General features: G+C 72.3%; 11 protein-coding genes and 1 pseudogene. 5 read left to right on the forward strand and 7 right to left on the reverse strand.

Going from position 1 to position 10,819, the window contains the following annotated elements; all coding sequences use genetic code 11:
• On the reverse strand, positions 1 to 876 hold the full coding sequence (locus ACWD1Z_RS05680; RefSeq protein ID WP_451115821.1) for a shikimate dehydrogenase: 876 nt from the start codon (positions 874 to 876) through the stop codon (positions 1 to 3).
• A gap of 128 nt (positions 877 to 1,004) precedes the next feature.
• On the opposite strand from ACWD1Z_RS05680, the gene ACWD1Z_RS05685 reads away from it, so the two are divergent.
• Entirely contained in the window at positions 1,005 to 1,670 is a 666-nt protein-coding gene (locus ACWD1Z_RS05685) for a TetR/AcrR family transcriptional regulator (RefSeq protein ID WP_451115823.1), read from the forward strand.
• A gap of 180 nt (positions 1,671 to 1,850) precedes the next feature.
• Positions 1,851 to 3,197, forward strand: coding sequence for an MFS transporter (locus ACWD1Z_RS05690; protein WP_451115825.1), 1,347 nt, complete (start codon positions 1,851 to 1,853; stop codon positions 3,195 to 3,197).
• A 54-nt stretch (positions 3,198 to 3,251) separates the two neighbouring features.
• Here the strand turns inward: ACWD1Z_RS05690 and ACWD1Z_RS05695 are convergent, their stop codons facing one another.
• Positions 3,252 to 3,662, reverse strand: coding sequence for a VOC family protein (locus ACWD1Z_RS05695; RefSeq protein ID WP_451115826.1), 411 nt, complete (start codon positions 3,660 to 3,662; stop codon positions 3,252 to 3,254).
• Positions 3,663 to 3,824: 162 nt separating this feature from the next.
• On the opposite strand from ACWD1Z_RS05695, the gene ACWD1Z_RS05700 reads away from it, so the two are divergent.
• Positions 3,825 to 5,000: an MFS transporter gene (locus ACWD1Z_RS05700; RefSeq protein WP_451115828.1), complete on the forward strand. Its 1,176-nt coding sequence runs from the start codon at positions 3,825 to 3,827 to the stop codon at positions 4,998 to 5,000.
• A gap of 27 nt (positions 5,001 to 5,027) precedes the next feature.
• Here the strand turns inward: ACWD1Z_RS05700 and ACWD1Z_RS05705 are convergent, their stop codons facing one another.
• A complete protein-coding gene (locus tag ACWD1Z_RS05705) occupies positions 5,028 to 5,468 on the reverse strand; it encodes a PPOX class F420-dependent oxidoreductase (protein WP_451115830.1) in 441 nt (146 codons plus the stop codon).
• A 205-nt stretch (positions 5,469 to 5,673) separates the two neighbouring features.
• Here ACWD1Z_RS05705 and ACWD1Z_RS05710 point away from each other — a divergent pair, with 205 nt between their 5' ends.
• Entirely contained in the window at positions 5,674 to 6,906 is a 1,233-nt protein-coding gene (locus ACWD1Z_RS05710) for a serine hydrolase domain-containing protein (protein ID WP_451115832.1), read from the forward strand.
• Here the strand turns inward: ACWD1Z_RS05710 and ACWD1Z_RS05715 are convergent.
• The 4 genes and pseudogenes from ACWD1Z_RS05715 to ribA form a co-directional block, all read right to left on the reverse strand.
• The gene (locus ACWD1Z_RS05715) at positions 6,896 to 8,050 is read right to left on the reverse strand and encodes a saccharopine dehydrogenase family protein (protein ID WP_451115833.1); all 1,155 of its coding nucleotides are present in this window, start codon (positions 8,048 to 8,050) and stop codon (positions 6,896 to 6,898) included. The genes ACWD1Z_RS05710 and ACWD1Z_RS05715 overlap by 11 nt on opposite strands.
• Complete coding sequence (locus ACWD1Z_RS05720; RefSeq protein WP_451115835.1) at positions 8,043 to 9,095, reverse strand: saccharopine dehydrogenase; 1,053 nt, start codon at positions 9,093 to 9,095, stop codon at positions 8,043 to 8,045. Before ACWD1Z_RS05720 ends, ACWD1Z_RS05715 begins: the two co-directional genes overlap by 8 nt.
• Positions 9,092 to 9,214: pseudogene (locus ACWD1Z_RS05725) on the reverse strand (sarcosine oxidase subunit beta); the annotation flags it as partial. The gene ACWD1Z_RS05720 and the pseudogene ACWD1Z_RS05725, both read right to left, overlap by 4 nt.
• Before the next feature lie 73 nt (positions 9,215 to 9,287).
• Positions 9,288 to 9,947: a GTP cyclohydrolase II gene (gene ribA / locus ACWD1Z_RS05730; protein ID WP_451115837.1), complete on the reverse strand. Its 660-nt coding sequence runs from the start codon at positions 9,945 to 9,947 to the stop codon at positions 9,288 to 9,290.
• A gap of 38 nt (positions 9,948 to 9,985) precedes the next feature.
• Here ribA and ACWD1Z_RS05735 point away from each other — a divergent pair, with 38 nt between their 5' ends.
• On the forward strand, positions 9,986 to 10,735 hold the full coding sequence (locus ACWD1Z_RS05735) for a creatininase family protein (protein ID WP_451115839.1): 750 nt from the start codon (positions 9,986 to 9,988) through the stop codon (positions 10,733 to 10,735).
• The last annotated feature ends 84 nt before the right edge of the window (positions 10,736 to 10,819 follow it).

A 10,819-nucleotide genomic window follows, 5' to 3' on the forward strand; every position in this document is an offset into this window, starting at 1 on the left:
CTACTGGGGTGCGGCCATGACGTCGGTCAGTTCGGCGAACTCCGCGAGCATCCGGGCGCTGTCGGGTTCCCGCCCGGTGAACAGGCGGAACGCGTCCACGGCCTGGAAGACGGCCATGCCGCCGCCGTCGAGGGTGGCGCAGCCCCGCGCCCGGGCGGCGCGCAGCAGCTCGGTCTCCAGCGGCCGGTAGACCACTTCGGCGACCCACAGCCCGGGGTGCAGCAGCTCGGCGGGGAAGGGCAGCCCGGGGTGGGCGGCCATGCCGGTGGGCGTGGCGTGCACGATGCCGTCGGCCGCGCTCAGGAGCCCGGCGAGCCGGTCGGGCGCCGCGGGGACGGCGCGTCCCTCGCCGAAGTGCCGGTTCAGGGAGGCGGCGAGGTCGGCCGCCCGCTCGGGCAGCGCGTCGACGACGGTGACGCGCTCGGCGCCGAGCGTGAGGGTGGCGTGCGCCACGGCCGCCCCCGCGCCGCCCGCGCCGAGCTGGACCACCCGCTCCAGCGGGGCGTCGGGCAGCCCGCGCGCGAAGGACGCGGCGAAGCCGGTGACGTCGGTGTTGTGGCCGACGGCCCGGCCGCCGTCGAAGACGACGGTGTTGACCGCGCCGAGCGCCTGGGCCTGCGGGGACAGCGCGTCGAGATGCCCGATGACGAGCTGCTTGCACGGGTGGGTGATGTTGAGCCCGTCGAAGCCGAGCTCGCGGGCGGCCCGCACCAGGTCGCCGACCCGCTCCGGCGGGGCGCCGAGGACGTCGAGGTCGATCAGCCGGTACAGGTACCGCAGTCCCTGCCGGTCGGCCTCGCGCTCATGGAGGGCGGGGCTGAGGGAGGGTCCGATACCGGAACCGATCAGTCCGACGAGATACGAGTCCTTGGGCACCGCGGACCTCCAGGCCAACTAATGTACGAACTAGTACGTTAGTCATAGCACTCCTCCCCCGGTCGGAGGAAGTGGTCCGGGCCCAGCTCTTACAATCGCGACACCTGTCCCTCGCCCGAAGGAACCCGATGACCAGCGTCGACGAAGAGGCACGGCGCGGCGGACGCATCCGTGACGCCGCCCGCACCCAGGCCGAGATCCTCGACGTGGCGACGCAGGAGTTCGCGCGCGCCGGTTACGACGGCGCCCGGGTGGACGAGATCGCCGCCCGCACCCGGACCACGAAGCGGATGATCTACTACTACTTCGGCGGCAAGGAACAGCTGTTCACGGCCGTGCTGGAGCGGGCGTACGGCGTGATCCGGGAGGCCGAGCAGCAGCTCGACGTCGAGCACCTGGACCCCGTGGCGGCCATCCGGCGGCTGGCGGAGGTGACCTTCGACCACCACGAGGCGCACCCGGACTTCATCCGCCTGGTCAGCATCGAGAACATCCACGGCGCCGAGCACATCGCCGGCTCCGAGAAGCTGGGCAGGATCGGCTCACCGGCGCTGGACGTGATCCGCCGCATCCTGGCGGCGGGCCAGGAGTCCGGCCTGTTCACGGCCGACGTCGACGCCGTGGACCTGCACGCGATGATCAGCTCCTTCTGCTTCTTCCGGGTCGCCAACCGGCACACCTTCGGCGCCCTGTTCGGCCGGGACCTCGTCGATCCCGCCCAGCGCGAGCACTACCGGGCCATGCTCGGCGACATGGTGATCGCCTACCTCACGGCGGAGCGCGCCGCGGACTGACCCGGGAGAACCGGGCACGGCGCGAGCTCGTACGGCAGGACCCCTTGACACGCGGGAAACGCGGGCGCAACATCCCTTCCCACCGGGACTAACTATCCAGTGGGTTAATTAGCCGAAGATCCGGCCCCCTCTCCCCGCCGCTCACTCCCCTTACGTTGGAGTTCCCTCAAAGGAGCCGCCGTGTCCGTCCCCACCCCCGCCGCCCCGCCCGGGCAGCCGAAGAAAGCCGCGACCGCCGCATGGATCGGCAGCGCGCTGGAGTACTACGACTTCTTCATCTACGGCAGCGCGGCCGCACTGATCTTCCCCGAGGTCTTCTTCGACGAGTCCGACCCGGCCACCGCGACCCTGCTGTCGCTGGCCACCTTCGGCGTGGCGTACGCCGCCCGCCCGGTCGGCGCGCTCTTCCTCGGCCACTACGGCGACCGCCTCGGCCGTAAGAAGATCATGGTCTTCACGCTGATCCTGATGGGTGTGTCGACGTTCCTGATCGGCTGTCTGCCCACCCGGGACCAGGTCGGCACGCTCGCCCCGGTGCTGCTGGTGCTCTGCCGGGTCCTGCAGGGCATCTCCGCGGCCGGCGAGCAGGCCAGCGCGAACTCGATGACCCTGGAACACGCGCCACCGAACCGGCGCGGGTTCTTCACCAGCTTCACCCTCAGCGGCACCCAGGGCGGCCAGCTGCTCGCCACGCTCGTCTTCATACCGATCGCCGCGCTCCCCGAGGACCAACTGCTGTCGTGGGGCTGGCGGGTGCCGTTCTGGATGAGCATCGCGGTCGCCGTGGTCGGCTATGTCATCCGCCGCAAGCTGGACGAGACCCCGGCCTTCGCCCAGCAGGCGGCGACGGAAGGCGTGGTCAAGCTGCCGCTGCTGGTGCTGGTGCGCGAGCACTGGGCGGATGTGCTGCGGGTGGTGGCCTGCGCGCTGGTCGCCTCGGTGAGCACGATCTTCACGGTGTGGGCGCTGGCGTACGCGACGAGCGACTCCGTCGGGATGAGCCGCTCCTCGATGCTGTGGGTGGGCGCGCTGGCGAACCTGGTCGCGCTCGCCGCGATCCCCCTGTGGGCCACGCTCTCGGACCGCATCGGCCGCCGCCCGGTGTTCCTGATCGGCGCGGCCGGCAGCGCGGTGATGATGTTCCTCTACCTGTGGTCGATCTCGACGGGCAACTACCCGCTGACCCTGCTCCTCGGCATCGTCACCTTCGGTGTCGTCTACAGCGCCGCGAACGGTGTCTGGCCGTCCTTCTACGGCGAGATGTTCACGACCCGGGTCCGGCTGTCCGGCATGGCGATCGGCACCCAGATCGGCTTCGCGGTCGCCGGGTTCGCGGTGACCTTCGCCGCGCAGATCGCGGGCCCGGACGGTGACGACTGGTCGGCGGTCGGCCTCTTCACGGCGGCCCTGTGCCTCCCGCCGGTCATCGCCGCGCTCTCGGCGCGCGAGACCCACAAGGTCCCCACCGAGCGGCTCGGCGAGCGGGCGCCCGAGAAGGCGGCCGAGCGGGAGACCGTGACCGCCTGAGCCCATCCAGCTGCCCCGGACCCCGGTCGCCCGCGCGGCCCCGGGGTTCGGGACTCACGCGTTCGACCAGCCCCGCTCGCAGAGGACGAGCCGGTAACCGTCGGGGTCCTCGACCGTGACACCCCACTGGTTCCAGTACGGATTCGGCGACGCGACCCGCTTGCCGCCGCACTCCTCCAGCCGCGCGACGAGATCCTCCGGCACCGGTCCGTCGACGTAGATCACCAGCAGGTCCTCCTCGGTGGGCCGGGGCTCGACCGGCCGGGCGGGCTCATGGACGAGTTCGAGATGCCAGTCGGCGTCGGGCCATCCCAGCATCAGCAGATCGTGCTCGCCCGGCTGGGACCCGCCCTCCGCGCGCCAGACGACGCCGAGCCCCAGCCCCGCGCCCCAGAACCGCTCGGCGGCGGCCAGGTCCCGGGACGGGCGGGCGATACGGATGTGACTGCGGCCGTTGACAGGCATCGGTCCTCTTCTCCTGGCTGCCTGATCCCTCCGGCAGCCTAGGCAGCCCGGTCCCGCCGGACCATCGGCCGTCCGCCCTGCGCCCAGGGGCCTAGGTCCTTCCCGTGAAGCGCCCCGGCCGCCCTTGAACCTGACACCGGTGTCAGGCCCGATCCTCCCGTCATGACCACCACTCAGGAACTGCGCCCGCCCGCCGCCCTTCCCCTCCCCGCCCTGCTCGCCCTGGCCACCGCCGTCTTCGTCACCAGCCTCACCGAGACGCTTCCGGCGGGTCTGCTGCCCGCGATGAGCTCGGATCTCGGGGTGAGCGAGTCCGCGGCGGGGCAGGCCGTGACCGTCTACGCCGTCGGCACGGCCCTGACCGCGATCCCGCTGTCCGCGGCCACCGCGCACTGGCGGCGCAAGCGGCTGCTCCTGGCGGCGATGGCGGGGTTCGCGCTGGCCAACACCGTCACGGCCGTGTCGGGGAACTACCCGCTGACCATGGCGGCCCGTTTCGTCGCGGGCGTGGCGGCGGGCCTGGCCTGGGCGCTGCTGGCCGGTTACGCCCGGCGGCTGGTGCCGTCCGCCGTGCAGGGCAGGGCGGTCGCCGTCGTCATGGCGGGCGTCCCGCTGGCGCTGTCGGCCGGAGTACCCGCGGGCACGTATCTCGGTGACGTCTTCGGGTGGCGTACGGCGTTCGCGCTGATGACCGCGGTGACCGTCGCGCTGCTCGGCTGGATCGCCCTGCTGGTCCCGGACCGGCCCGGGGTGGAGAGCGGCACCCGGGCCCCCGTGCGCACGGCGCTCGCCCTCCCCGGAGTCGCCCCCGTCCTCTTCGTCACCTTGGTGTTCGTGCTCGCGCACACCGTCCTGTACGCCTACATCGCCACCTTCCTGGACCGGTACGGCATGGGCGGCTCGACCGACCTGGTGTTGCTGGTGTTCGGCGGCACCTCGCTGCTGAGCGTCTGGATCGTCGGCGCCCGCATCGACCGGCGGCTGCGCGCACTGACGCTGGGGAGCGTGGTGCTGGTCGGGGTGGCCGCCGCCGTGCTGGCGGGGTTCGCGGAGCAGCCGCCGCTCGTCTACGCCGCCGCGGCGCTGTGGGGCCTGGGCTGGGGCGGAGCGCCCACGCTGCTGCAGACCGCCGTGGCCGACGCCGGCGGCGAGCAGGCGGACGCCGCGCAGGCGATGCTGGTCACCCTGTGGAACGCGGCGATGGCCGGGGGCGGGGTGGTCGGCGGGGTGCTGCTCGGCCTGTTCGGGGCGGCCGCATTCCCGTGGAGTGTGCTGGCGCTGCTGGTGCCCGTGCTCGCGGTGGTGTGGCGTGCCCGCGAGCACGGGTTCAGCGGGTAGGGCAGCGGGTGGGGAAGGGCGGGCGGCTCAGCCGCGCTTCGGGACTCCGTACACCCGGTCCACCCTCAGCCGCAGCACGAGCCGGCGGTCCCGGGCCATCGCGGCGCGGAAGTCGTCCCAGTCGGGGTGTTCGCCCTGGACGTCCCGGTACAGCCGGACGAGTTCCTCGACCGTGTCGTCGTGCGGGTCGCCGGCGACGGGCGTGAGGTCGGCGGTGCCCTCGGCGACGGTGTACGCCCAGCGGTCGGCGCTGGTCACGTGGTACGACGCCCGCGGATCCCGGCGCAGGTTGCGGGTCTTGGCGCGATCGTCCGTGATCGAGACCCGGATGATCCGCTCGTCCGGGTCGTAGGCGTGGGTGACGTTCGACAGCTGGGGGCGGCCGTCGCGCTTGAGGGTCACCAGCACGCCGCCGTGTCCCTCGGAGAGCAAGGAAAGCAAGGCCTCTTCGGTCCGGTCCTGAGTCATGTCCCGGTAACCGGGCGGGCCGGACCGTACATTCCCGCGCGCCGCGCCGCGCCGCCCGCCGTTCACGCGCAGACGTTTCACCTCGGCCGATGACGAGCACAGCGATCCACAGGACCGCACACGTGTTCCTGCGTGACGATAAGATCGCGGGCCGCCGCGGCTGGGTATGCCGGAGCACTCGGCGCCCGCATTCGTGAGGAGAGCGATGGCACTGCTGCGACAAGAGGTCGAACCGGCCGAGGCCGGTCTGGATCCGAAGGCACTGGACCGCCTCGACCAGCACTTCGCCCATTACGTCGACGAAGGACGGCTGCCCGGCTTCCTGGTCGCCGTCTCCCGGGGCGGACGCGTCGCCCACCTGACCACGCACGGCCTGCGGGACGTGGCCGCCGGACGGCCGGTGGAGCCGGACACCCTGTGGCGGATCTACTCCATGACCAAGCCGGTCACCTCGGTGGCGGCGTTGCTGCTGGTGGAGGAGGGGAAGCTGGGGCTGGACGACCCGGTGGGCCGCCATCTGCCGGCCTTCGCCGAGCCGCGGGTGTACGCCGGGGGCTCCGGCCCGGACGTCCGCACCCGCCCGGCCGCCGGTCCGCTGCTGATCCGCCATCTGATGACCCACACCGCGGGCCTGACCTTCGCCTTCTACCACTGCCACCCGGTGGACGCCCTGTACCGCGAGGCCAACCTGGACTCGGCGGTGCTGCCGGGCTCGGACCTGGCCGGGACGGTCGACGTGTACGCGCGCCTGCCGCTCCAGTTCGACCCGGGCACGCAGTGGAACTACTCGGTCGCCAGCAACGTCCTCGGCCGGGTCATCGAGGTCGTCTCCGGCCGGCCGCTGGACGAGTTCCTCGCCGAGCGCGTCTTCGGCCCGCTCGGCATGACCGACGCCGGTTTCCAGGTGACCGACGCGCAAGGGGACCGGCTGGCCGAGTTGTACGGCGAGACCGACGACGGCCGGATCACTCCGATCCCCGGGCTTCCGCTGCGGCACGGCCGTCCCCGGTTCCTGTCCGGCAGCGGCGGCCTGGCCGCCTCCGCCCATGACATCCACCGGTTCATGGAGCTGCTGCGCCGCCGCGGCGAACTCGACGGCGTCCGCCTGCTCGCCCCTCGGACGGTCGACCTGATGACCTCCAACCATCTCCCCGACGGCGCCGACCTGCGTTCCTTCGGCAGCCGGCCCGCCCATGACGAGCCCGGCAACGACGGCGTCGGCTTCGGCCTCGGCGTCTCCGTCGTCATCGACCCGTCCCGCACCCGGGCCCCGGCCGGGCTCGGCACCTACGGCTGGAGCGGTGTGGCGACCACGACGTTCTGGGTCGACCCCACCCGCGATCTCACCGTGCAGTTCATGACCCAGGTACGGCCGAAGACGTCCCACACGATGTTCCAGGACCTCAAGCGGCTCGTGCACGAGGCCGTCACCGACTGACCCGCAGGGTGAACTCCACCCCCTCCAGGGCCAGTTCACGCAGCCACCGGTCCGACCGGGCCGGCGTCTCGGCGGCCCGGCTCAGCCCCGGCGGCAGGGAGCCGTCCAGGATGTGCCGGACGCCGAGCGCGAGGGGCCGGGAGACACAGCGGGCCATCGCGCTCTCTTCCTCGTCACCGACCAGGTCGAGCAGACAACTGCCGCTCCAGGTCCGCGCGTTCGCACCGCGCACGTCGAGGGAGACGGCGAGGACGACCCGGTCCCGGTCGGCGTCCGTGGTGGGGTGGCGGTCGGCCAGCTCCCGGGCGAGGGCGGCGATGCGCTCGTCGTCGCCGCGCCTCAGCTCCGCGAAGACGGGCTCCCAGGCGCGCAGCCAGCCCTCCAGCCGCAGGGTGCCGCGGACGAAGGTGCGCGGCTTCCACTGCGCGGGCAGCGCGTACTGGGCCATGAAGGGGACGCTGTCGCGGTTGGGGTAGACCTCGAACACCTCCCCGTCGACCAGGTGCCGCCGGGTCGCCTCCCAGGGCCGGTCGACGGTGGTCTCGACCCCGTCCTCGACGTAACGGGCGGGTGAGCGAAGGGCGTTGAGGACGCCCGCGGGCGCCCAGCTGAAGCGGTACCTGAAGTCGTTCGGCTCCGCGGGAACTCCGCCGCAGTACGAGGTCAGGCTGTACGTGGCGGCCGTACCGGCGCCGATCGCCTCCCGGGCGCGGGCGACCAGGCAGTGGGCGAACAGATGGTCGAGGCCCGGGTCGAGGCCCGCCTCGGTGAGGACGACCAGACCGGCCGCCGTGGCCGCCGGTACCTGCGCCAGCACGGCGTCCGACACATAGCTGGAGCACGCGAAGTGGGCCCGCCGGGCCACACAGGCGGTCAGCAGACCGGCGTGCTCGGGCGCGGGCAGCATCGACACGACGACGTCGCCGGGCGCGAGTCCGGCCGTCAGCGCGGCGAGCGTGTACGCGCGCGGCTCGGCGCGTCCGGTCAGGCCGCGCCGGGACAGGGCCTCGGCGGCGCGGTCCTCGGTGCGGTGCCACAGCCGTACCCGCTCGGCCGTCTCGCACAGCCGGGCGAGACCGCTGCCGGTGGACAGCCCGGCGCCGACCCAGTGGACGGTGCCGCTCGCGGGAACCAGGTCAGGCATGGCGGGCCTGCCCTTCCCCGGCCCCGGCTTCCCGGCAGGCCCGGTGGAAGCGGCCCAGAGCGCGCACCCACGCCCCGCCCGTCCCGAACTCCAGCAGCTGAGGCAATAGCGCCGCCGAGAAGTCGGTGCTGGACTCCCTCGGCAGCAGGGACGGCAGGTTGTCGATGGCGATGAGGTCCAACGGCGGCCGCTCGCGCAGCCGGCGGGCCGGGGCCGTCCAGTCGGTGGTGCGGTCGTAGACCGGCAGGACGTTCAGGGGTGAGCCGACGTCGCAGGTGACATCGCACAGGGTGCGCAGCCGGCGGGCGGGGTCGTCGAGGTCCGCGTCCCGCAGGAAGGGCGGGACGGGGCTGGTGGCGAGGACGGCGTTGACCATGACGTCGTGGGCGAGCAGGGCGGGCCGGTCCAGTGCGCGGGTCTCGGCGAGGTCCCAGCGGGTGGGCTCGGCCCCGGCCGCCCGGAATGCCTCGCAGGCTCCCCGGCCGCTGCGGCCCAGGGCGCCGATGACCAGCGCGGTGAACTCCTCGCCTTCCCGCAGCAGGGCGTCCAGCTCCTCCTTCGCGGTCGGCACCAGCGGCACCGCGAGCCGCCCCCGGTGCTGGAGCACGGCCAGGGCGGCGCCGAGGTATCCGGCCCAGAACCCGAAGGCGGCGAGCCGCCGTCCGTCGTCGTCCACCAGGTACTCGACGTCGTACAGCGCTCCTCCCCCGGCGGTGAACCGGCGCAGCAGCGCGGCGGCGCCGGGCTGCCGCTTGTAGGCGTGCCCGAAGAAGACATGCCGATGCGTCAACAGCGCCGGTGCGTCCGGGAGTTCCTTCAGTCCTACGACGACGGCGTCATCCGGCGCCGATTCCCAGGAGCCCGCCGGTGCGATCCGGCAGCCGGCCCGTTCGTACTCCTCGACCGGGAAGATCCGCTGCGCGGACTCCTCGACGGTCACCGTCATGCCGCTCTCGACGAGTCGTCGCGCGTCGGCCGGCACGATCGGCGTGCGCCGCTCGGTGGAGCGGATCTCGTGTCGCAGCCACAGATGGAGTTCGGTCATACGCGGTGGGCCTCCGGGCGCAGGGCGTCGGCCGCGGACCGGTCGGCGCTCAAGGGGCTGACGTCCACGAAGGGTACGCGGCCGAGGGACAGGTCGCGCAGGACCTCACCCACGGCGGGTCACCCGGTCGCCGGAGAGGAAGAGGAGGCCGTCGGTCGTTTCCTCTTCCTGTCCGGGCGGCCCTCGCGCGCATCAGGACCAGTGCGCCACCGCGTCGAGATGGGGCAGGTGGTGGTCCAGGCGCTCCCGCTTGGTGCGCAGGTAGGTGATGTTGCTCTCGCACGGCGCGATCAGCAGCGGCACCTGCTCGGCGACGGTGATGCCGTGCTCCAGCAACGCCTCCCGCTTGCGGGGGTTGTTGGACATCAGGCGCACGCTGCGCACCCCGAGGTCGTCCAGGATCCGGGCGGCGACGCCGTAGTCACGGGAGTCGACGGGCAGCCCGAGGGCGAGGTTCGCCTCCACGGTGTCCAGGCCCTCCGCCTGGAGGGCCATCGCCCGCAGCTTGGCGAGCAGTCCGATGCCCCGGCCCTCGTGCCCTCTCAGGTAGACGACCACGCCCCGGCCTTCGGCGGCGACCGCGCGCAGCGCCGAGGCCAGCTGGTCCCCGCACTCGCAGTGCTGCGAGCCGAACGCGTCCCCGGTCAGGCACTCCGAATGCAGCCGGGTGAGCACGTCCTCGGTGCCGATGTCGCCGTGCACCAGGGCCACTTGCTCGTCACCGCGATCGTGGTCCAGGTAGCCGACCGCGCTGAATTGCCCGTACACCGTGGGCAACGGCGCATTCACCACGCGTTCCACACCGGTGCGCTGCTGCGACTTCATTCCGAGTACGCCAACTTTTTCTGTCATGATCTGGTTCCTCAGCAGAGACGAAAGGCCGTGAAAAGATGAGTGGTTCGGAAATACGGTCGGCACACGGTCTGGTGCCGGCGGACACCACGGAGGACGTACGGGCGCGCGGGGCGGGCGTCGCACGGCAGGTGGCCGTCCTTCCCGTCGGGAGCTTCGAACAGCACGGCCCCTTCCTGCCGCTCGCCACGGACACCCTCGTCGCCTGCGCCGTCGCCCGGGAGATCGCCGCCGCGTACCCGGTGCACCTCCTCCCTCCGGTGACGATCTCCTGCTCGCACGAGCACGCCGCGTGGCCGGGGACCGTCAGCATCTCCTCGGTGACCCTTCATGCGGTCATCCGGGACATAGCGGAATCGCTGCGCCGTTCGGGCGTGGAGGCCCTGGTGGTGGTCAACGGACACGGCGGGAACTACGTACTGGGCAATGTCGTTCAGGAATCCTCCGCGCGCGGTGAGCGCATCGCGCTGTTCCCGGCCGCGGAGGACTGGGAATCGGCGCGGGAACGGGCCGGGGTCGCCACCTCGCTGCTGACCGACATGCACGCGGGGGAAATAGAGACCTCCATCCTTCTGCATACGCATCCGGAAATGCTGCGGCCCGGATACGAGACCTCCGATTTCGTCGCGGACGACCGGCGTCATCTGCTCTCCCTCGGTATGTCCGCCTATACCGATTCGGGTGTCATCGGCCGTCCTTCGCTGGGTTCGGCGGAAAAGGGCAAGGAACTGCTGGCGAGCCTTTCCGATTCCTTCGCCGCGTATTTCTCCGTGCTGGGCGCAGAGTAGGGGGACCGGCGCCGCGCGACCAGGACCAGCGCACCGGGCAGGCTCGCGGCCAGACACAGCACGCCGTAGACCACGGCGACCGCG

This window comes from Streptomyces sp. NPDC002784 (assembly GCF_053592135.1).